Genomic DNA, 21,627 nt, shown 5'->3' on the forward strand with positions numbered 1-21,627 from the left:
AAGAACTTTACAGTAAATTTCTTGCTTTCAATGTCGTTTATCCAGTTTTCAAAGAACAAAACTCTTGATTGAAGGCATGAACCTTCAAAACTGAACCCAAAACGTTAATGTTTTCCGTTTATATCCTTAGAAAGGAGGTGATCCAGCCGCACCTTCCGATACGGCTACCTTGTTACGACTTCACCCCAATCATCTGTCCCACCTTCGGCGGCTGGCTCCCGGAGGGTTACCTCACCGACTTCGGGTGTTACAGACTCTCGTGGTGTGACGGGCGGTGTGTACAAGGCCCGGGAACGTATTCACCGCGGCATGCTGATCCGCGATTACTAGCGATTCCGGCTTCATGCAGGCGAGTTGCAGCCTGCAATCCGAACTGAGAGTGGCTTTTTGGGATTCGCTCCCCCTCGCGGGTTTGCCGCCCTTTGTACCACCCATTGTAGCACGTGTGTAGCCCAGGTCATAAGGGGCATGATGATTTGACGTCATCCCCACCTTCCTCCGTATTTGTACGGCAGTCTCCTTAGAGTGCCCAACTGAATGATGGCAACTAAGGACAAGGGTTGCGCTCGTTGCGGGACTTAACCCAACATCTCACGACACGAGCTGACGACAACCATGCACCACCTGTCACCGCTGTCCCCGAAGGGAAGGCCATGTCTCCATGGCGGTCAGCGGGATGTCAAGACCTGGTAAGGTTCTTCGCGTTGCTTCGAATTAAACCACATGCTCCACCGCTTGTGCGGGCCCCCGTCAATTCCTTTGAGTTTCAGTCTTGCGACCGTACTCCCCAGGCGGAGTGCTTAATGCGTTAGCTGCAGCACTAAGGGGCGGAAACCCCCTAACACCTAGCACTCATCGTTTACGGCGTGGACTACCAGGGTATCTAATCCTGTTTGCTCCCCACGCTTTCGCGCCTCAGCGTCAGTTACAGGCCAGGAAGCCGCCTTCGCCACTGGTGTTCCTCCATATCTCTACGCATTTCACCGCTACACATGGAATTCCGCTTCCCTCTCCTGCACTCAAGTCTCCCAGTTTCCAATGACCCTCCCCGGTTGAGCCGGGGGCTTTCACATCAGACTTAAGAGACCGCCTGCGCGCGCTTTACGCCCAATAATTCCGGACAACGCTTGCCACCTACGTATTACCGCGGCTGCTGGCACGTAGTTAGCCGTGGCTTTCTAGTAAGGTACCGTCAGGGCGCAGCCAGTGACTGCTGCGCTTGTTCTTCCCTTACAACAGAGCTTTACGATCCGAAGACCTTCTTCGCTCACGCGGCGTTGCTCCATCAGGCTTTCGCCCATTGTGGAAGATTCCCTACTGCTGCCTCCCGTAGGAGTCTGGGCCGTGTCTCAGTCCCAGTGTGGCCGATCACCCTCTCAGGTCGGCTACGCATCGTCGCCTTGGTAGGCCGTTACCCCACCAACTAGCTAATGCGCCGCGGGCCCATCCTATAGTGATAGCAGAACCATCTTTCAACCCCGAAGCATGCGCTTCGGTGTGTTATCCGGTATTAGCACGCGTTTCCGCGAGTTATCCCGGTCTATAGGGCAGGTTACCCACGTGTTACTCACCCGTCCGCCGCTAACCAATTAAAAAGCAAGCTTTCTAATTGGTCCGCTCGACTTGCATGTATTAGGCACGCCGCCAGCGTTCGTCCTGAGCCAGGATCAAACTCTCCATAAAAAGAAAAGTTGATTAGCTCAAACTTTTGTCCGTATCCAATCCGTCAACGAGGGTCAACGAATTGAAAAATTTATAACATTAACGTTTCGGTGTTCAGTTTTCAAGGTTCATCAAACTTTCATTTTTGAAACAGCTTTTATATCATAAAACTTTTATTTCTCGATGTCAACAAGTTTTTTCTAAGCTGTTATTAAAAAATTCATATCCGTTAAGGACATGTTATAGTGTAAATTAGATTTCAGAAAAAGTCAATTACTTTTTCTGAAAAAATTTCTTAATGCCTTAATATCAAGCACAAACAACATAATACCAATAATAACAATAATTCCACCGATAATTTGTGTTGCAATCAATTTTTCTCCAAAAATAAAGAGTGCCAAGATGGACGCACCTATAGGTTCAAATAATATAGCGATTGAGATGACATTGGCACTGACCCATTTGATGGACCAGTTAAATAATGAATGCCCCAACAGATTCGGAAGAATTGCAAGGAGCAAAAACCAAATCCATGTCGAAAAAGGATATGGTCCAAATGATTCCCCTTTCAATAATACATAGAAAAACAAACATATTGTACTAATCGAGTACACAACCATCGTATATGTAATTAAAGAAATTCTTTTCCTTACCTCTTGTCCAAATAAAAAATATCCCGTTACCAAAACGCAAGCAATAAGTGCCAGCAGATCTCCAAACAAGGCGCTGCCGCTGATATTAAAATCTCCCCAACTGATTAAAAAGCTCCCCAAGATTGCGATAATTCCGGATAAAATGGCTTGCATGGTGAGGCGCTCTTTGAAAAATAAATAGGTTCCCGCAAAAGCAAACAACGGCTGCATCGTAACAAGAATCGTCGAACTGGCAACGGATGTGTACCGCAATGATTCAAACCACAAAATGAAATGAAATGCCAAAAAAATGCCGGCAATGATTGAAAACAACCAGTCTCTTTGATATAACATTTTTAATTCATGTACATGATTTTTAAAAAAAGCCGGGGCGATGATCAACACAGAAAAAAGCATCCGGTAAAAAGCGATTGCTCCCGACTCGGCTTCTGCAAGTTTAACAAAAATCGCCGAAAATGATATTGAAATCACACCGATGATAATAGGGATAAACGGGTGGATAGGTGGCTTTTCCATTTTAATTTTCTCCTGATATTCATTTTGTCATTATTTTATTTTCACATGGTTCACCATTCTGTGCAATAAAAAAGGGGGAATGAACAATGCATACTTTAAGCATGGTGATACGGCACGAAGACCTTCTGAAATTGGCGATTGCCGCTCTATTAAGTTTAATTATTGGAATCGAGAGAGAATTAAAGAAAAAGCCCGTAGGATTAAAAACCTGTTTAGTGATTTCCACTTTCAGCTGTTTATTAACAATCATTTCGATTGATACTGCATATAGCACCCCTCCCCGGGATGAAATCAACATCACCATGGACCCTCTTAGACTCGCAGCCCAAATCGTCAGCGGTATCGGCTTTTTAGGTGCTGGTGTGATATTAAGAAGAGGAAATGACAGCATTACCGGTTTAACAACCGCGGCAATTATCTGGGGAGCAGCCGGAATTGGAATTGCTGTTGGCGCAGGATTTTATTTAGAAGCGGTAACTACGGTAATAATCGTTGTTGTCGGGATTAAAGTGGTTGCACCGTTCCTGATGAAAATTGGGCCAAAGCGCATCCGGATGCGTGAACTTTACTTGAAAGCCCGCATTCCAAAAAAGGAAAATATCGAGGATTTATTGAAGTTCATGGAAGATCAGGAAATGGTTATTGATAATATTCGAATCACAGGCGATAATCTTAATTACGATGTAGTGATCCGTTTTTCTACTTTATTAAAGGAAAATACTTATACGGTTTTTGACACCTTCCAGGCTCTGCCCTATATCCAAAAAATCGAAATTGAAATTTTATCATAAAACATTCGGAGGAAATCAATGAAAGAAATTATCAAACTACTGAAAAACGGAAATAAACCGTCATTATCTGCGGCTATTGTCAATTTATTATTGGGAAGCATCAAAGGGGTCGCTTATTTTTTTACCGGAAATGTAGCAATGTTTGCGGAAATGATGCACTCGTTGGGAGATGCAGCAAACCAATTTTTCGTTTTTATCGGCTCGGCTTTATCGAAAAAAGCGCCGACAAAACAGTTTCCAAACGGATTTGGCCGGGTCGTAAACCTCGTTTGTTTGGGAGCGGTGATCGTCGTTGCCATTCTTTCATATGAAACGGTGAAAGAAGGATTGCATCATTTCTTGCATCCGAACGAACAATCGGGAGAAATCCTGCTTCCTCTTGGAGTATTATTGTTGGGTACGATTTTAGAAGGCTTTGTTTTACAAAAAGCGGCGAAGGAAATTTTACATGAAGTGGGACAATCAGCGTCGATCTTTACAGCAATACCAAAATCGGTCGCATATCTAAAACGGGCAAAACCCGCGACCAAACTGGTATGGATGGAAGATGCCGTCGCAACCTCAGGTAATGTGCTTGCATTTTTAGCCATCATTATCGCCTATTACACGGGCTTTCATGAATTGGAAGGTTTAGTATCCATAATCATCGGAGGGATGATGTTCTTTGTGGTTGGAAAGGTATTTCTTGATAATGCCCGCGGCGCGATCGGCGAAACTGACGAAGAGATGCTGATTCATATCGGAAACTTGGTGATGAAAGATCCCCATGTGAAAGATATTGAACGGCTCGAAGTCGTAAAAGAAGGGGAATTCCTTCATGTAGAACTCATCGCAGAGACAGATCCGAAGCTCTCCCTTGAATATTTGGATCAAGTCCGGGATCACTTGGTCGAATTAATTTTAGCCCAAAAAGGCGTTACAAAAGTGACCCTTTCCTTCGATAAAGATGACGATATCTCCGAATGGAACCATCATTTGAATTCAGAAGGTTCGCCAAATGAATAAAAAGGCAAGATTAATAAGTCGACTCATCATGATGGATCGGATTTTTATCGCACAAAAAGGCTGTCCCGAAAACTTTCCGCCTTCGGACAGCCTGCCGCTATTTTATAGGGACATTCTAAAAATTTCCCTGACATCTTCTTCATCAAGCACTTTAAAGGTGCCAATCGGACCGTTCGCCATCGCTTTTCCCACTAAAACATCCAGCTTCGAATCATCAATGCCGTAATCTTTCAACCGGCTTGGGGCTCCTAGAGTTGTCCAAAACGCTTTCAGACGCTCAATGCCTTCCAATGCAATTTCTTCATCAGATTTATTTGAAGGATCCACCTGAAATACTTTTGTTGCAAGGCGGGCAAAACGGGCGGGATTGACATGCATGACATGTTTCATCCAGTTCGGGAACAGGATGGCAAGTCCGCCGCCATGGGGAATATCATAAACGGCTGAAACAGCATGTTCAATTTCATGGGTTGCCCAATCCCCTTCCGAACCCATTGAGAGCATTCCATTCAAGGCGATTGTTCCGGAAAGCAAAATCGTCTCCCGCAATTCATAGTTTTCCAAATCCTCCACCAACTTCGGTGCCGTTTCAATTACGGTTCTGAGCACCCCTTCACACAGTTCGTCCATGATTAATGTATTTTCCGCATCATGGAAATATTGTTCGAATACATGGGACATCATATCGACAATGCCATACACCGTTTGGTCTTTCGGCACCGTCATTGTATAAGTTGGATCGAGTATCGAGAATTTTGGAAACACCTTGCCGCTTGACCAGCCGTATTTTTCTTTTGTTGCTCCATTCGTAATAACGGAATTGGCGTTCATTTCCGAACCGGTTGCAGCCAGCGTCAACACCGTCCCCAGCGGCAATGCATCCTTCACTGGTACTTGATTTGTGACGATTTTCCACGGGTCTTCCTCAAGCTTGGCTCCGGCGACAATCAGTTTCGAACAATCAATGACGGAACCTCCGCCGACTGCAAGGACAAAATCGATGGATTCCCGTTTGCAAATCTCGATGCCTTTCCTTGCTGTTTCCACTCTTGGATTTGGTTCCACACCGCCTAACTCAAAGATGTTTAAATCAAGTTCATTCAAAATTGAAATGACTTCATCATAGATCCCATTTCTTTTTATGCTTCCGCCGCCATATACCAAAAGGATATTTCGTCCGTACCTCGGCAACTCTTTTTTTAATTGGCGGATCTCCCCTTTCCCAAAATATAAACGAACCGGATTTTTAAACGTAAAGCTGTTCATCCAACCTCTCTCCTTTTTGCAAAAGTATCAATTGACAATTCCACCAAAAATAAGCGAATAACACCATTTTTCATCAAAGAAAAATGGTGTTACAAACTGTTAGAAGCTCATCTGATTCCGATTCAATTGTTCATTATACCCAGCCGCGGAATCGGCAGGCTTCGGCTGTGCGGCGAACACCGACCATGTAAGCGGCAAGCCGCATATCAATATTTCGGCTCTGTGCTGTTTGATAAACATTTTCGAAGGCGTTCACCATTCTTTCGCGCAATTTTTCTTTCACTTCTTCAGCGGACCAATAGTAGCCTTGGTTATTTTGAACCCATTCGAAGTAGGAAACAGTTACGCCGCCTGCGGATGCCAATACATCCGGCACCAATAAAATGCCGCGTTCAGTAAGGATTTTTGTAGCTTCTGTCGTCGTTGGACCATTGGCCGCTTCCACAACAATTTTCGCTTTAATATTTGGTGCATTTTCAGCGGTAATTTGGTTTTCGATTGCCGCCGGAACAAGTATGTCGCAGTCCAATTCCAGCAATTCTTTATTCGTGATGGTATTCTCAAACAGTGTTGTTACGGTACCAAAGCTGTCTCTGCGATCAAGCAGATGATCGATATCCAGACCGTCCGGATCGTATAAGGCGCCGTAAGCATCGGAAATCCCAATGACTTTTGCACCCAAGTCGCTCATGAATTTCGCCAAGAAACCGCCGGCATTTCCGAATCCTTGAATGACTACCCGGGCATCTTTGATATCAATTCCTCGCTTTTTCGCCGCTTCCTGAATGACAATGGTTACCCCTTCTGCCGTTGCCCGGTCGCGTCCTTGTGAACCACCTAAAACAATCGGTTTTCCTGTGATGAATCCAGGGGAATTGAATTCGTCAATCCGGCTATACTCGTCCATCATCCAAGCCATGATTTGCGCATTCGTAAATACATCCGGAGCCGGGATATCCTTCGTCGGACCGACAATTTGGCTGATTGCACGGACATAACCGCGGCTCAATCGTTCAAGTTCCCCCATGGACATTTGCCGAGGATCGCAAACGATACCGCCTTTTCCTCCGCCATACGGCAAATCAACAATCCCGCATTTTAATGTCATCCACATAGAAAGCGCTTTCACTTCATCTTCAGTTACATCCGGATGGAAACGTATACCCCCTTTTGTTGGCCCCACAGCATCGGAATGTTGGGCGCGGTAGCCGGTAAATACTTTTGTTGTCCCATCATCCATTTTTACCGGGATGCGCACCTTCAACACGCGAAGCGGTTCTTTCAATAATTCATACATCGCTTCATCATATCCAAGCCTGTATAATGCCTCTTTAATCACTTCCTGCGTAGAAGTTAGAAGATTAACATTTTCAGCCATACCTACTCGCCTCTTTTAACTCAATTATTTATTATTTTTTTAAGAACAATCCTTACTTTCATATTAACATATTTGTCACAAAACATGTTAATGGTACTAGGCAATTCCCATTTTAATAATGTCCTTCCATTGGTACAACCATTTTATTATATAAGTCATTCATTAATTTATTTACCCTATTTTTCATTTAGAATACATTTTTCAAAAAAATAAAGCAGGCGCTCAAAAACGCCTGCTTGTTGTTTTTATTACAATGTTTCAGAAAGGGTTTTGGCTTGCATATGAAGAAGCAAGTAATCCGGACCGCCGGCTTTGGAGTCTGTACCTGACATGTTGAATCCTCCAAATGGCTGATAACCGACGATGGCTGCTGTACATCCACGGTTGAAATACAAGTTACCTACATGGAAGTCTTCCGCAGCTTTTTGCAAATGGAAGCGATTATTTGAAATGACAGCGCCTGTCAATCCATAAACCGTGTTGTTTGCGATTTCAATCGCTTCATCAAAATCTTTCGCTTTCGTCATTGCAAGAACCGGACCAAAGATTTCTTCCTGCATGATGCGAGCGTTTGGATCCACATCAGCAAAAACTGTCGGATGGATGAAATAACCTTTCGAATCATCATATTGTCCGCCAGCAACTAAGCGGCCTTCTTTTTTACCGATTTCAATGTACTCAGTGATTTTCTTGAATGCACCTGCATCGATAACAGGGTTTACATATGTTTCCACGTTTGCAGGATCGCCCACAATAAGTTCATTTGTCAATTCCGCAACACGTTCAACCACTTTATTGTACGCTTCGTCGCCTACAATGATGGCGCGGGAGCATGCGGAACATTTTTGGCCGCTGAATCCGAAAGCGCTCGCCACGATGGATTGTGCCGCCAATTCCAAATCCGCGTTTTCCGCATCATCCACAACGATTGAATCTTTACCGCCCATTTCCGCAATCACGCGTTTGAGCCAAATTTGGCCTTCATTAACGGCTGCAGCGCGCTGGTTGATGCGAATACCCACATCGCGGGAACCTGTAAAACTGATGAAGCGTGTACGAGGGTGATCCACCAAATAATCGCCCACTTCTGAACCAGGGCCAGGAATGTAGTTTACGACACCTGGAGGCATACCCGCTTCTTCAAGAATTTCCATAAACTTATAAGCAATGATTGGCGTTGTGGAAGCCGGTTTTAATAGCACTGTATTGCCGGTAACCATCGCTGCCACTGTTGTTCCCACCATGATGGCAAACGGGAAGTTCCATGGTGAAATGACAACACCGACACCTAATGGAATATATACATATTTATTAATTGTTCCCGGATCTGATTCCACCGGTTTTCCTTTAGCCAACTCCAACATTTGGCGTCCATAGTATTCCAAGAAATCGATACCTTCTGCAATGTCTGCATCCGCTTGTACCCAAGGCTTAGCCGCTTCTTTTGTCAACCATGCAGACAGTTCAAATTTACGGCGACGTACGATGGCTGCGGCTTTGAATAAAACTTCCGCACGGATTACAGGATCGACTTTTTTCCAAGTATTGAACGTTTTATCCGCAATTTGCATCGCTTTTTCAGCGATTTCTTTATTCGCTTTTGAAACGCGGCCAACTACTTCTGTTTTATTTGCCGGATTATAAGAAACGATTTTATCTTCCGTTGTTATTCTTTCTCCGCCAACAATCAAAGGATAATCCTTACCTAATTCACTTTCCACTTTTTTCAAAGCATCAAGATACTTTTGGCGATTTTCTTCAATTGAAAAATCTGTTAGTGGTTCATGTTTGTAGGGAATCACTATTACTCCTCCTTTAAAATTTATAGTGCAAAGAATATTTGCACTAATTAAATAATCGTATATAATAATAATGCAAAATATTGTTGCATTTTTCAATATTTATTACAGTATCGTAAAAAATTTTTTTGAGGTGTTATCGATGTCTTTCAATGATGAACAGCTGCTAAAACTATATGAATTCGCGGTTGAACATGTTTCAGTCGGCATTCATGCGGTAGACGCGGAAGGACGTACAATTTTGTACAATCAAAAAATGAAAGAAATTGAAGGATTTGATATTGAAGATATTTCCGATCGTTCCATTTTGGAACTTTTTGCATTCCGCTCCAATGACAGTGCCCTGCTCCGTGTTTTAAAAACCGGCATCAAGGAAATGAATGTAAAACAAACCTATTGGAACAGATATGGGCATGAAATTACTACTATTAATGATACGTACCCGATTTTCGACGGTGAAAAACTCATAGGAGCCATTGAATTCGCCCGGGACATTACCTCCCTGGAAAAATTGATTTACCAGCCACTGCGCAGATATGGAGAACCATTGACCTTTGACGTCATCACAGCAATATCGGAACCGATGCAAATCGTGAAAGAAAACGCCAAAAAAGCTGCCCGTGCCCGAATCCCTGTATTGCTGATCGGGGAATCCGGGACAGGAAAGGATTTGATCGCGGAAGGAATCCATCACGAACTTCAGCCGAAAAACGATGAGTTTGTCACCCTTTTCAGCAGAAGGCCGAATCAAATCGAAAGATTAAAAACATATTTAAAACAGGACAAATCTTACACCTTTTTCTTTGAGCGCCTCGAATTTTATACCCTTGAAGATCAAAAGGAATTGCTGAAACTGTTAAAGGGGATGCCCCCGGAAAAACATATGCTAATCGGCAGTGTGGGAGGAGACCCGATTGATTTGATCAGCAACAAACAATTGCTCAAAGACTTATATTATTATTTTGCTTCCATGAGTATTTCTATACCCGCATTACGCGAACGAAAAGAAGACATTAAACCTTTCGTCGATGATTACTTTTCAAGGCACCGGGAACGTTTCAATTCAAACATCCAGGGACTTGCGGATGATGTAATGGAAATGTTTCTGGAATACGACTGGCCAGGAAATCTGAAAGAATTGGAACTATTGTTGGATGAAATCGCATCAATGATTACAAACGAAAAGTACGTTACCTATGAAATGCTGCCTCTTCATTTCCGATTTAAATTGCAGCAGCAAAATGAAAAAATCAAAAAACCGGATTTTTTCCTCCTTCAGCCGAACAAAGAATTGCTGCCATTAAACGAATATTTGAAAGAGGCCGAAAAATATTATTTGCATCATGCATTAAAAATGAACGAAGGCAATATTACAAAAACTGCCCAAGCCTTGGGCATGACAAGGCAAAACTTGCAATACCGGTTAAGAAAAATGAAAGAATAAAAAATCCCAAAAGCGCCATCGCTTTTGGGATTTTTTTATTGTCCTCTTTCGATCCAATCTTGAAGTTTTTCTTTCAATGTTTGGAATCCATTTGCATCTTGTTCATTTAAACGTTCCTGTAAAGATTTCTTTGGATTCTTTTCCACTTTCTTTTGTGGTGGGTCTTGCAGTGCACGGGTAGATAAGCTGATTTTTTCGTTACGTTCATCTATATCAAGAATTTTCACTTGAATTTCGTCGCCAATTTTAAAAAAATCTTCTATGTTCCGAACGTAACCGTAAGTAATTTCAGAAATGTGTACAAGACCTTGCGTTTCTTCATCCAATGCCACAAAAGCTCCGTACGGTTGAATCCCTGTCACCTTTCCCGTTACAACGTCACCTACTTTATATTTTTTTTTCATGTTTGTTCCTACTTTCTTTCACTTACATATATATATCATGTTAAATTATAACATAATGAATGTATACGGAACAAAGAATCACCCTATTTTGAAAAAAACTTCCAACTTTATATGTTTCAACCAAATTTCCCCAATACCTGACGAGCTCCTGAATCTGTAAAATAGTTGAAAAATTACAAAAAATTAAAAGTGTCTCTTACAACAAAAGACACTTTTTTATATAATACTTTTAGCTTCAAATTTAATCGCTATCAATTGGTATGCCATTTCAACGCAATCTTCGAAAGGAATCCAGATTTCAAAGGATTGCTCGTACACTTTTTGGATCACCCGTGCGAGCTCTGTCGGATCATCGATTTCTTGCAAAGCAAGAATGACATCGCTCGATTCAAGCTCATATGCATCTTCTCCAATTTGAAAAGGATCCCATTTCATTAAAGCGAGCTTGGCCTTTTTGTTCATTAATACGTTCTCCACAATTTCACCTTGCATTATTCTATATTTTCCTTCTTATGATATCATATAATCATTATATTTAAAGATAAAAATTAAATAGGAAAGAGTGGTAATCGTGACTTTTAGCTTTGATGAAATATATGAAAGAAGAAATACCAGCAGTTTGAAATGGGACAAATTTAAAGATCGCTATCGCGCAAAGTACGCTGTGGAAGATATAGACAATGTTTTGCCAATGTGGGTGGCGGATATGGACTTTGCCGTTCCGCAAGTGGCGATTGACGCCATCAAAAAACGATTGGATCATCCAATTTTTGGATACTCCTACATAAGCGATGCGTGCAAAGAAGCCATTCAACAATGGTTCAAACGCCGCCACAATTGGCATATCAATAAAGAAGCGTTGATTTTCCACAGCGGGGTCGTTCCAGCAATTGCAACTATTCTTGAAACTTTCACGGAACCGGGAGATAAAGTATGCATATCCACTCCGGTATATCCTCCGTTCTTCAACATTCCAAAAGGACTGAAACTGGAAGTCGTGGAATGCGATTTAACGGAAAGCGAAGACCAAATTTACGAATATGACTTTGATAAATTAGAAGAGGCCTTTAAATCAGGGGTAAAAGCGTATGTGTTATGCAGCCCTCATAATCCAGGAGGAGTCGTTTGGTCAAAAGAGACGCTGGAAAAACTCGTTTATCTATGCATCAAATACGATGTGCTGCTCATTTCCGATGAAATCCATGCAGACATTGTGTTTGACGGACACCAACACATCCCGACAATGACGGTGGAAGGTGCCGATCAGGCAAAAATTGTTGCCTGCATTGCCCCAACCAAAACTTTCAACCTGGCCGGGCTTCATGCGGCAATGATTGTGGCGGAAAATCCAAAATTGAGAAATGCGATACTCAGAAACAAAGCGGCCCATGGGTTGGATGATTGGAATGCCCTTGCCGCTGCGGGAGTTCAAGCGGTGTATGAAAAAGGCGAAGAATGGCTGGATGAAATGATTCAATACGTTTCCAGAAACATCCAATACTTAGAACAAGAATTAAATCAATTGGATGGCGTTAGGGTCATCCGCCCGCAAGCCTCTTACCTCGTTTGGATCGACTATCGTGGAACAGGGCTTTCCGAAGAAGAAATGATGGATCGTCTCTTAAATAAAGGGAAACTGGCATTGGAGCCAGGAACAAAATATAGCGAAGCAGGCCGCGGTTACCTCCGCATCAACCTGGCATGTCCGTTTGAAACAGTCAAAGAAGGCGTGGAACGTTTCAAAAAAGCTTTATCTTAATATAACGTTTAATAGAAAAAACATCATTTTCTCTGTGCAGAAAATGATGTTTTCATTTTATTCCCATTATTATGTTACTATTGTTCTACCTTCCATTTATATTATAATGATAAAAAAACGAATTTCTAATTATTCAAAAATTACTTGAAAATGGGGTTATTACAATCAAAGACGTGATGAGAAAGAAATTGCCTCTTCGTACAACAATGTTCTTATTTTCTTTTGTAATTGTGCTGTTTTCCATTATGACAAGCGGGGCCATCATGATTCACAATATTGCCGGCGCCTTTGAGAAAGAGTTTGGATCACGGGCAATCGCCATCGCCCGAACCGTCGCCCAATTGGAAGAAGTTCAGACAACGGTCGGGACGGAAAAAGGATTTGAAGTCATCCAGCCGATTGCGGAACGGGTCCGTTTAGCAACCGATGTGGACTACATCGTGATTTTCGATATGAAAGGTGTCCGTTATTCCCACCCATCGGAAAGCAGAATCGGAACCATTAACGAAGAAATAATGAAAAATGCGGCATATTCCCAACACGAGTACATATCAAAAGCTTTTGGGGTACAAGGTTTTTCCATCCGCGCATTCGTACCGATCATGAATCCCGAGGCTACAAGACAAGTCGGGGTGATCACCGTCGGAATCATAACTCCGAAGTGGCAACATTTAGTCGAAGAGTATCAATCGGATATATACATCTCTTTATTTTGGGGATTATTGATCGGTCTTGTTGGATCCATATTGATCGCCAATCATATCAAACGGCAAACATTAAATCTGGAACCTTCCGAAATTGCCCGTATTGTGGAGGAACGTTCCGCCATTATGCAGGCGATGGACGTCGGGCTTCTTGCCACGGATGGCAAAGGCAATATTACGTATATGAACCATTTGGCAAGAAAATATACCCATTTTTTTGGAAAAAGAGGAACTTTGAAAGAAGTGTTTCAGAATACTTGGTTAGGAGAAGAACATATAGAAAAGCAGGATGGTTACCGGCCGCTGTCAATGTTTAACCAGATGTATCTGGTCCGCATCTTCCCATTAAAAATTCATGATAAAAACGCCGGTTCCCTCATTGTCATCACTGACCGGAAAGAAGCGCATACATTAGCGGAAGAATTGACTGGGGTAAAAACGCTTGTTGACACCCTCCGAGCCCAACACCATGAATTTCTCAACCGCCTGCACAGTATTGCGGGGTTGATTCAACTCAACCGGAATGAAGAAGCCATCAGTTTAATATTGGATGAAATTACCGATGAAGAAAGTGTCTTCCAAAAAATTAAAGACAAAATTCAAGACTATTCCATTCAAGGATTGCTCATAGGCAAATTTTCAAGAGCGAAGGAGCTGGGGGTGGAACTCACCTTAAGCGACGATTCTTACTTATTTGATTATGTTACCGGTTTTTCCAGCGGCGACTTGATCACCATCATCGGAAATCTGCTGGATAATGCCATGGAAGCTTGTCTATCAAAAGAAGAAAAGTTTGTGGATATCCTCATCCAAGGGGACAAACATTACTTATATATCGAAGTTCAGGACAATGGAGCAGGAATTCAAAAACCGGTGGAGCGGATTTTTGACTATGGTTTTACAACGAAAAATAAAGCTGGCCATGGAATCGGATTGGCGTTGGTAAAACAAATTGTCGAATCAAATCATGGAACAATTCAAGTGTTTTCGGAAGTGGGTGTCGGAACAACGATGATTGTACAAGTTGGGAGGAATGAACAATGAAAGATATTCGGGTCTTGATTGTGGAAGATGATCCAATGGTACTCGAAGTAAACAAAAGTTTTCTAATGAAAACAAAGGGGTTTTCCCTCGCCGGAGAAGCTCAATCAGGTGAACAAGCCTATCAGGAAATCAAGGAAAAAATGCCCGATTTAATCCTTTTGGATATGTATTTGCCGGATATTTCCGGACTGGAGCTATTTTACAAAATTCGAAATGAACGCCTCCCGGTTGACATCATTATGATTACGGCAGCACGAGATGCAAAAACCGTTCAAGAATTGACGCGTTTGGGAGCTTTCGATTATTTGGTGAAACCGTTCCGCCTGGAGAGATTCCAACAAGCATTGGAAAATTACGCCCGCTCCCGAAAGAAATTGACCACGAAAGACGAATTGAAACAGGATGACATTGACGAATATTATGGCACTACTTCTTTTGAGACACAGAAGGAACTTCCAAAAGGACTTAATGAAATCACGATGAAACAAATCACCGACAAGTTGAAGGAAATCAACGAACCGGTGACCGCTGAACAGTTGGCTCAAATTACGGGCATGGCGAGGGTCACTGTAAGAAAATATTTGGACTATCTCGCAAGTATCAGCGAAGTGAAAATCGATTTAAAATACGGTACAGTCGGCCGTCCAACCAAATATTATTCTCTTTGATAAGAGCTCAAAATGCTCTTATTTTTTTACCCGCACATGTATTATAACAGTCGTTATTCCAGAATAACTGTTGTATACCAAAAAGAACAAAATGTTCATTAACACCATAATATTGAGAATTTTCATTTTTCAATTAACATGAAATTAACGTTAGAAAAGAGGATTTGAATGAGAAACTTATTAAAAGTGTTCATGTATTGTATTTTGTTAGCGATTCCATTTCTAACGCTTGCATGCACTCAGTATGATGATTATCCCGAAGATTTGGAGCAACTGAGTGAAGATGAGCGGCTTGTCATCCGTTTCTCCCATGTTGTCGGAGAGGATACACCGAAAGGAATGGCCGCCCGTAAATTTGCCGAACTCATTAAAGAACGGTCCAATGGCCGGATCGAAGTTCAAGTTTTCTCAAATGGAACCCTTTACAAAGATGTGGAAGAATTGAATGCGCTCCTTAACGGGAATATCCAAATGATTGCCCCTGCCATTTCAAAGCTGACCGACTTGGTCCCTGAACTTTCGGTTTATGATCTTCCCTACGCCTTTGATTCAATGGAGGAAGTTCATGAGTTCACCGAAAGCAAGGCGGGAAATCAATTGAAGAACCTGTTGAAACAACATAATCTGATCGTTCTCGGCTTATGGGACAGCGGTTTTAAACAAATCAGCAACGACACCCGGCCGATCGAACATTACAAAGATTTGAAAGGCATCCGAATGCGCATCATGCAAAGCGATATTTTGGCTGAACAATATCGCACCGTTGATGCATTGCCAAGAAAAATCGATTTCAACACCGTCTTTCAATCGCTGCAAAAAGGCGATGTGGAAGGACAAGAAAATACATTGACAAACATCACAAGCAAAAATCTCTATTCATTGCAAAAATACTTGACGATATCCGATCACGGTTACTTAGGATATTTCCTGCTCTTCAATTATGATTTTTGGAAGAAATTATCACCAGAAGATCAAGAACTCATCAAAGAGACTCTTGAAGAAGTTCAAGAATGGCAATGGCAAATTGCAAAAGAATTGAACGATCAAAAACTGCAGGAAATTGAAGATTGCCGATGCATTCAAATCCATTATTTGTCGGAAGAAGAGAAAAAAGACTGGGAGAAACGTTTCTCTCCTGTATATGACTACTATAAACAGCATTTTGGAAACTACTATATTCAAAATCTTCCGAAATATAAAGATGTCAAATAGGTTAAAGAGAGCTTTTTGCTCTATTAACAATAAATTACTATCAAACTTTTTAAGGGGGATTCACATCATGAAGAAATGGCTATTAGCCACGATTTTAGGGGTGTTGGCACTTGCGCTTGCTGCCTGTGGCGGCGACAGTTCCAGCAGTGATGACAAGAAATCTAGTGATGAGTACACTGCAGACAAACCGCTTGTCATCAAGTTCTCTCACGTAACAGCTCAAGATAGTGTAAAAGGTAAAGCTGCTGATTATTTTGCACAATTAGTGGATGAAAAAACAGAAGGTAAAGTAAAAGTTGAAGTGTATCCAGCTTCCCAATTATACGGGGATGCAGACGAACTTGATGCGTTAGTATCAGGGAACGTACATATGATCGCTCCTTCTGTAACAAAAATGGTAAAACTTGATCCACGTTGGCAATATGTTGATATGCCATATTTATTCGAAAGTGAAGAACATGTTCAAAAATTCTTTGATTCTGAATTGGCTCAAAAATTATTCAACTCAGATCAATTGGCAGCAAACGATATTAAAGGGATGGCATTCTGGCCAAACGGATTCAAACATTTCTCCAACAACAAACATCCATTGGTAAAACCTGAAGATTTCAAAGGTTTGAAATTTCGTACACAAGCTGGACAAGTATTGGAAGCTCAATTTGAAGCATTAGGCGCAGGTTCTGCGACAATCGCCTTTGGTGAAACTTACGCTGCTCTTCAACAAGGAACAGTTGATGGCGCGGAAAACCCATTCAACAACTTTGATACAATGAAATTCTATGAAGTTCAAAAATATTTATCTACAACACAACATGGTCGTCTTGACTATGCGATTTTCGTAAACAAATCTTTCTGGGAATCAATGCCTGAAGATTTACGTGCAAAAGTGGAAGAAGCGCTTGCTGAAGCTACGAAATATGCTCAAGATTTGGCGGCTGAAGAAAACCAAAAATCTTTCGAAAAAATCAAAAGCTTAGGCACAGTGGAAGTATATGAAATGACTGATGAAGAGCGTGCAGCTCTTAAAGAAGCGTTACAACCTGTTTATGATAAATTCGAAGATGTTATTACAAAAGAATTAATTGATGGCATCAAGGCTTTAGCTGAATAAAAAATTCCCTGAAACACAATCTTTTCCCTAACGATTCGAGTGTCGATGCATTTCGGCACTCCCTCTTTTTTCACTTTAAAATAAAGGAGTTGAGACAATTGAAAGTGTTAATGAAAATTTGGGCTTGGTTTGAGGAAATCTTCTCGGGTCTTTTTTTTGGCGCCGGTGTCCTCTTAATCTTCTACGGAGTATTTATGCGATATGTTTTAAACCATCCCCAGGCATGGGTTGAAGAGGTGGCAAGATATTCAATCATTTGGGGCACTTTCCTGGGCTTCGGTATGGCATTAAAACACAATCAGCACATTCAAGTGGATATTTTATACGACCGTTTAAACCCTGCCGGAAAATATATTCTCAATCTTGTAGCAACCGCGTTGAGCATTATATTCTGTCTGATTTATACATATTACGGATGGAATCTGGTCTCTGCTCGACTCAATTCTGGAATGGTATCTCTTGAAGTGGGCATCCCTATGTGGATTGTTTACCTGATACTACCAATTTCAGGAGTGCTTTTCTTGCTTCGATTTATCGAACGGTTGGTAAACATTCTGCGTAGAAAGGATGAAGAATATGCTAACCCTCTTAATTAGTTTCTTTATATTAGTATTCTTGCGGGTTCCTATAGCAATCAGTTTGGCCTTATCTACCATTTTAATGTTATTTATGTCCGATTTTAATATGAACATGATGCCTCAACGGATGTTTACCGCACTCGATTCCTTTCCAATGATGGCCATCCCCGGATTCGTACTTGCAGGTGCCATTATGGCCCGCGGCGGAATTTCAAAATATTTGATTGAAGCATTGCGTTCATGGGTCGGGCATCTGCCAGGAGGATTATCCGTTGTAACGATCCTGGCCTGCGGGATTTTCGCCGCCATTTCCGGTTCATCTCCGGCAACGGCCGCTGCCATTGGTTCGATCATGATTCCCGCCCTCATCTCAGCAGGATATAATAAAAGATATGCTTACGGATTGGTTGCCGCCGGCGGAACGCTCGGTATTTTGATTCCTCCAAGCGTCCCTCTCATTATCTACGGTATCACCGCCGAGGAATCAATCGGAAAATTATTCATGGCTGGCGTTATCCCTGGTTTGGGCTTGCTTGCCGTTCTGATTGTCGCTGCCATCGTTTATGCGAAAAAGCAAGGATATCAAGGTGACCAAAAAGCCACTTGGGAAGAACGCGGAAGAAAATCGTTGAAAGCCATTTGGGGTGCATTATTACCGGTATTAATTTTAGGCACTATCTACAAAGGAGTTATCACTCCAACAGAATCTGCCGTGATTGCGGTCGTTTACGGACTCATCGTTTCTATTTTCATTTACCGTGAGTTGAGCTGGAAAGATTTCCGCCATGTGATGGTTGAATCCATTAACGTAACAGCGATGATTTTCCTTATTATCGGAGCTGCCTCATTATTCGGTTTATATATGACAAACGAACAAGTCCCTCATAAAGTCGGTCAATGGATTGCGGAAAGTGACATGAACAAATGGGTATTCTTGTTAATCGTTAACTTCCTGTTTTTCATTTTGGGAATGTTCTTGGAAGCGGTATCGATTATTTTGATCACTTTGCCAATTTTATTACCGATATTAAAACATTTCGGTATCGATTTATATCACTTCGCCATTATCATGGTAATCAACTTGGAACTTGGTATGATCACACCTCCAGTTGGTTTAAACTTGTTCGTCGTTGCGGGTGTTGCGAAAGAAAAATTGGGGGAAGTCGTTCGGGGCGTAATTCCATTCATTGTATTGATGATTGCATACTTGATCGTCGTCATCCTCTTCCCTCAATTATCGCTATGGCTGCCATTCGGAACCGGAAAATAACATTGGAAACTTGGCACACATTTTCGACCGTGTCCGTTGAAGTATAAAAAGAGGGTGTTCACAAATGGAAACAAAGGGGTATCAATTGAATGAGGCCGGCTACTGGCGCATCGTTGCAAGCCTCGGGTTGGCATCAACCTTCATTTTTGCAAGCTTTTATTCCTTTCAACCGCTCATTCCTGTATTCGAAAAAGAGTTTTCCATTTCAGTGACGTACTCCAGCTTGACCATGTCACTGGCAACGTTGTCCCTGATTTTCGGGCTGATTGTTTTAGGGTTTTTTTCCGACAGAAATGGACGAGTCGTATTCATCAAACTTTCCGTCCTTTTATCGATTCTTCCATTTCTTGTCATGCTTTTTGTTGAAAAATACTGGGTGATCTCCCTTTTGCGATTTATCCAAGGATTCACTTTGGCCGGAGTGCCTGCTGCATCCCTTGCCTATATCGGAGAGGAAATCGAATCGAAAGTGCGGAATCTGGCCACATCCATCTATATTTCTACAAATGCGCTTGGCGGGATGATCGGACGGTTTCTTGCGGGGAATCTTTCAGAAACTTATAGTTGGCAATCAGCCATTACAATCATTATGATTTTTGGCATTTGCGTGTTTATTTTTGTGCTCATCGCTTTGCCAAAATCGAAATTTTTCGTCCCAAGTGCAGTAAGTTTTTTGGAAGATTTGAAAGGTTTCGGTTATCATCTAAATAACCCGATTTTACTTCTGTTATTTGGATTGGGAATCGTATTGCAAATCACATTTACCGGAACGTGGACGTACCTTCCGTTCCAATTGGCACAACCGCCTTTTTCCATGTCCCTGGACTCCATTTCCTTTTTGTATTTTGCCTATGCCTTCGGGATTATTGGAGCACCGATTGCAAGCTGGCTCTCAAATAAATTCACATTAGAAAAAGTGCGGACCTTTGCGATCTTCTTTCTTTCTTTCGGCGTATTGTGCACATTGCATTCTTCTCTCTTTGTCGTATTGTTTGGTTTGTGTGTGGTTTGTTTCGGCTTTTTCACAGCCCATTCATTAACTGCCGCAAGTGTGGGCAAAACCGCGACCCATTTGAAAGGAAGCGCATCCAGCCTTTATTTGGTTGCTTATTACATCGGGGTTGCATCCGGAAGCACTCTTGTCGCTCCCGTCTATCATCATCTGGGGTGGAAAGGGTTCATCTTAATAACCGTTGCTGTAACTATTTCCTATGTAATATTTTTAAATTTTTCATTAATAAAATACCACCAAAAAAAGAGTTTGGAAAATTAAGGAGATTTTCTTGTTGTTACATACCATTGGAATATTTCCTAAATATAGAGCAATTTGAAAAGGCTGTCCGAAATGTTTTACGGACAGCCTTTCAAATTATTTGAGTTCTATATGATTTTCCTTATTTTTTTCTCTTTCTTTCAAAATCCGCTCTTCCAGCTCTTTCGTTTTCATTTCCTGTCTTTTTGAAAATTGTTTCACTGCAAAGAAAACCGCAAAACAGAGCAGGAACAGAAAGACCATTTCAACCGCGGCCGGAATATAGGCCATTTTATCTTCCGGGAAATATAAAAAGTCGCCGTATAATAAAAGGTGATTCACCTTCATCACTTCTTTCCGTCATATTATTCGATCACTGTGATTGATAAAATTTTGACATCTTCCAACGGTTTATCGCGGAAATCCGTTTCCACCTCCGCAATTTTGTCCACTACATCCATGCCTTCCACCACTTGACCGAATACAGTATGTTTATAATCCAACCAAGGGGTACCCCCAACCCGTGCGTATTCCTCAATGATTTCTTTCGGGAAACCGGCCTGTTCCATTTGGGCAACCATGTCCGCCGGCACATATGGCATTTGCACGATAAAGAACTGTGAACCGTTCGTGTTTGGTCCTGCATTGGCCATTGATAATGCTCCGCGCAAATTGAACAATTCAGGATGGAATTCATCTTCAAAAGGTTGTCCCCAGATGGATTCCCCGCCCATTCCTGTTCCGGTTGGATCTCCGCCTTGGATCATAAAATCCTTAATGACACGATGGAAAATAATTCCTTCATAATAACCCGACTTGGCATGGCCCAAAAAGTTTTCCACTGTTTTTGGCGCATGTTCCGGGAACAATTTTATTTTTATTGAGCCCATTGTCGTTTTCATTTCCACCAAAATTTCTCCAGGGTTTAATTCCTTCGTTAATTGTGGGTACATTTCTTCTTCTCCTTTATAAATAAAATCAAAGTCATGACTTCATTTTCCTCGTATCAGTTTACCATAAAACGATCATTTTTTCTGCTAATTTGGCATTTTCCCTTTCATCTCTTATTATTTTAACAATTTCCCAAAGAGAAATACTTTTGTGTCATGCA

The 21,627-nt window shown here is 41.8% G+C and carries 19 protein-coding genes and 1 rRNA gene; 11 read left to right on the top strand and 9 right to left on the bottom strand.

Features of this window, described 5'->3' with window-relative positions:
* Positions 1-130: 130 nt before the first annotated feature.
* A 16S ribosomal RNA gene (locus tag NST13_RS06755) occupies positions 131-1,683 on the bottom strand.
* A 248-nt stretch (positions 1,684-1,931) separates the two neighbouring features.
* Complete coding sequence (locus tag NST13_RS06760) at positions 1,932-2,831, bottom strand: DMT family transporter (RefSeq protein WP_342581683.1); 900 nt, start codon at positions 2,829-2,831, stop codon at positions 1,932-1,934.
* Between the two features lie 86 nt (positions 2,832-2,917).
* On the opposite strand from NST13_RS06760, the gene NST13_RS06765 reads away from it, so the two are divergent.
* Positions 2,918-3,622, top strand: coding sequence for an MgtC/SapB family protein (locus NST13_RS06765; RefSeq protein WP_342468854.1), 705 nt, complete (start codon positions 2,918-2,920; stop codon positions 3,620-3,622).
* An 18-nt stretch (positions 3,623-3,640) separates the two neighbouring features.
* The gene (locus NST13_RS06770; protein WP_342468853.1) at positions 3,641-4,627 is read left to right on the top strand and encodes a cation diffusion facilitator family transporter; all 987 of its coding nucleotides are present in this window, start codon (positions 3,641-3,643) and stop codon (positions 4,625-4,627) included.
* Between the two features lie 102 nt (positions 4,628-4,729).
* Here the strand turns inward: NST13_RS06770 and NST13_RS06775 are convergent, their stop codons facing one another.
* The 3 genes from NST13_RS06775 to pruA all read right to left on the bottom strand — a co-directional run bounded on the left by NST13_RS06775 (position 4,730) and on the right by pruA (position 9,076).
* Positions 4,730-5,893: an iron-containing alcohol dehydrogenase gene (locus NST13_RS06775; RefSeq protein WP_342581684.1), complete on the bottom strand. Its 1,164-nt coding sequence runs from the start codon at positions 5,891-5,893 to the stop codon at positions 4,730-4,732.
* A 133-nt stretch (positions 5,894-6,026) separates the two neighbouring features.
* Entirely contained in the window at positions 6,027-7,271 is a 1,245-nt protein-coding gene (locus tag NST13_RS06780) for a Glu/Leu/Phe/Val dehydrogenase (RefSeq protein WP_342468851.1), read from the bottom strand.
* Positions 7,272-7,519: 248 nt separating this feature from the next.
* Complete coding sequence (gene pruA / locus NST13_RS06785; RefSeq protein ID WP_342471264.1) at positions 7,520-9,076, bottom strand: L-glutamate gamma-semialdehyde dehydrogenase; 1,557 nt, start codon at positions 9,074-9,076, stop codon at positions 7,520-7,522.
* 136 nt (positions 9,077-9,212) lie between these two features.
* Between pruA and NST13_RS06790 the strand changes: the two genes are divergently transcribed.
* Entirely contained in the window at positions 9,213-10,514 is a 1,302-nt protein-coding gene (locus NST13_RS06790; protein ID WP_342468850.1) for a PAS domain S-box protein, read from the top strand.
* 35 nt (positions 10,515-10,549) lie between these two features.
* Here NST13_RS06790 and yugI read toward each other — a convergent pair whose 3' ends face one another.
* Both yugI and NST13_RS06800 read right to left on the bottom strand, forming a co-directional pair.
* Positions 10,550-10,918, bottom strand: coding sequence for a S1 domain-containing post-transcriptional regulator GSP13 (yugI, locus tag NST13_RS06795; protein WP_342468849.1), 369 nt, complete (start codon positions 10,916-10,918; stop codon positions 10,550-10,552).
* A 216-nt stretch (positions 10,919-11,134) separates the two neighbouring features.
* Entirely contained in the window at positions 11,135-11,395 is a 261-nt protein-coding gene (locus NST13_RS06800; protein ID WP_342471263.1) for a DUF1871 family protein, read from the bottom strand.
* 94 nt (positions 11,396-11,489) lie between these two features.
* Here NST13_RS06800 and NST13_RS06805 point away from each other — a divergent pair, with 94 nt between their 5' ends.
* The 8 genes from NST13_RS06805 to NST13_RS06840 all read left to right on the top strand — a co-directional run bounded on the left by NST13_RS06805 (position 11,490) and on the right by NST13_RS06840 (position 20,537).
* The gene (locus NST13_RS06805; protein WP_342581685.1) at positions 11,490-12,677 is read left to right on the top strand and encodes a MalY/PatB family protein; all 1,188 of its coding nucleotides are present in this window, start codon (positions 11,490-11,492) and stop codon (positions 12,675-12,677) included.
* A gap of 176 nt (positions 12,678-12,853) precedes the next feature.
* Positions 12,854-14,425: a sensor histidine kinase gene (locus tag NST13_RS06810; protein WP_342581686.1), complete on the top strand. Its 1,572-nt coding sequence runs from the start codon at positions 12,854-12,856 to the stop codon at positions 14,423-14,425.
* On the top strand, positions 14,422-15,093 hold the full coding sequence (locus NST13_RS06815; protein WP_342468846.1) for a response regulator: 672 nt from the start codon (positions 14,422-14,424) through the stop codon (positions 15,091-15,093). Before NST13_RS06810 ends, NST13_RS06815 begins: the two co-directional genes overlap by 4 nt.
* Before the next feature lie 168 nt (positions 15,094-15,261).
* Positions 15,262-16,305 (top strand): DctP family TRAP transporter solute-binding subunit, encoded by a 1,044-nt coding sequence (locus tag NST13_RS06820; RefSeq protein ID WP_342581687.1) that lies wholly within the window; start codon positions 15,262-15,264, stop codon positions 16,303-16,305.
* Between the two features lie 67 nt (positions 16,306-16,372).
* Complete coding sequence (locus NST13_RS06825; RefSeq protein WP_342581688.1) at positions 16,373-17,416, top strand: TRAP transporter substrate-binding protein; 1,044 nt, start codon at positions 16,373-16,375, stop codon at positions 17,414-17,416.
* Positions 17,417-17,520: 104 nt separating this feature from the next.
* Positions 17,521-18,012, top strand: a complete 492-nt coding sequence (locus NST13_RS06830) for a TRAP transporter small permease (protein WP_342471262.1) — start codon at positions 17,521-17,523, stop codon at positions 18,010-18,012.
* Positions 17,993-19,264 (top strand): TRAP transporter large permease subunit, encoded by a 1,272-nt coding sequence (locus NST13_RS06835; RefSeq protein WP_342581689.1) that lies wholly within the window; start codon positions 17,993-17,995, stop codon positions 19,262-19,264. Before NST13_RS06830 ends, NST13_RS06835 begins: the two co-directional genes overlap by 20 nt.
* Before the next feature lie 64 nt (positions 19,265-19,328).
* Positions 19,329-20,537, top strand: a complete 1,209-nt coding sequence (locus tag NST13_RS06840) for an MFS transporter (RefSeq protein WP_342581690.1) — start codon at positions 19,329-19,331, stop codon at positions 20,535-20,537.
* 96 nt (positions 20,538-20,633) lie between these two features.
* Here the strand turns inward: NST13_RS06840 and NST13_RS06845 are convergent, their stop codons facing one another.
* Together NST13_RS06845 and NST13_RS06850 are read right to left on the bottom strand one after the other, a co-directional pair.
* Positions 20,634-20,858, bottom strand: coding sequence for a hypothetical protein (locus NST13_RS06845; protein ID WP_342468841.1), 225 nt, complete (start codon positions 20,856-20,858; stop codon positions 20,634-20,636).
* A 23-nt stretch (positions 20,859-20,881) separates the two neighbouring features.
* Positions 20,882-21,469 carry a peptidylprolyl isomerase gene (locus tag NST13_RS06850; RefSeq protein WP_342468840.1) on the bottom strand — a complete coding sequence of 196 codons (588 nt, stop codon included), beginning with the start codon at positions 21,467-21,469 and terminating at the stop codon, positions 20,882-20,884.
* Positions 21,470-21,627: the final 158 nt, after the last annotated feature.

The organism is Ureibacillus sp. FSL W7-1570 (assembly GCF_038593265.1).
In the GTDB taxonomy this organism is placed as follows: Bacteria; Bacillota; Bacilli; order Bacillales_A; family Planococcaceae; genus Ureibacillus; species Ureibacillus suwonensis.

Excerpts from the sequence above, each read along its gene's own strand:
- NST13_RS06835 (WP_342581689.1), top strand. The coding sequence starts at position 17,993 with ATGCTAACCCTCTTAATTAGTTTCTTTATATTAGTATTCTTGCGGGTT.
- NST13_RS06780 (WP_342468851.1), bottom strand. The coding sequence starts at position 7,271 with ATGGCTGAAAATGTTAATCTTCTAACTTCTACGCAGGAAGTGATTAAA.
- NST13_RS06825 (WP_342581688.1), top strand. The coding sequence starts at position 16,373 with ATGAAGAAATGGCTATTAGCCACGATTTTAGGGGTGTTGGCACTTGCG.
- NST13_RS06775 (WP_342581684.1), bottom strand. The coding sequence starts at position 5,893 with ATGAACAGCTTTACGTTTAAAAATCCGGTTCGTTTATATTTTGGGAAA.
- NST13_RS06760 (WP_342581683.1), bottom strand. The coding sequence starts at position 2,831 with ATGGAAAAGCCACCTATCCACCCGTTTATCCCTATTATCATCGGTGTG.
- NST13_RS06765 (WP_342468854.1), top strand. The coding sequence starts at position 2,918 with ATGCATACTTTAAGCATGGTGATACGGCACGAAGACCTTCTGAAATTG.
- NST13_RS06820 (WP_342581687.1), top strand. The coding sequence starts at position 15,262 with ATGAGAAACTTATTAAAAGTGTTCATGTATTGTATTTTGTTAGCGATT.
- NST13_RS06770 (WP_342468853.1), top strand. The coding sequence starts at position 3,641 with ATGAAAGAAATTATCAAACTACTGAAAAACGGAAATAAACCGTCATTA.
- yugI (WP_342468849.1), bottom strand. The coding sequence starts at position 10,918 with ATGAAAAAAAAATATAAAGTAGGTGACGTTGTAACGGGAAAGGTGACA.
- NST13_RS06840 (WP_342581690.1), top strand. The coding sequence starts at position 19,329 with ATGGAAACAAAGGGGTATCAATTGAATGAGGCCGGCTACTGGCGCATC.
- NST13_RS06815 (WP_342468846.1), top strand. The coding sequence starts at position 14,422 with ATGAAAGATATTCGGGTCTTGATTGTGGAAGATGATCCAATGGTACTC.
- NST13_RS06850 (WP_342468840.1), bottom strand. The coding sequence starts at position 21,469 with ATGTACCCACAATTAACGAAGGAATTAAACCCTGGAGAAATTTTGGTG.
- NST13_RS06810 (WP_342581686.1), top strand. The coding sequence starts at position 12,854 with ATGAGAAAGAAATTGCCTCTTCGTACAACAATGTTCTTATTTTCTTTT.
- NST13_RS06790 (WP_342468850.1), top strand. The coding sequence starts at position 9,213 with ATGTCTTTCAATGATGAACAGCTGCTAAAACTATATGAATTCGCGGTT.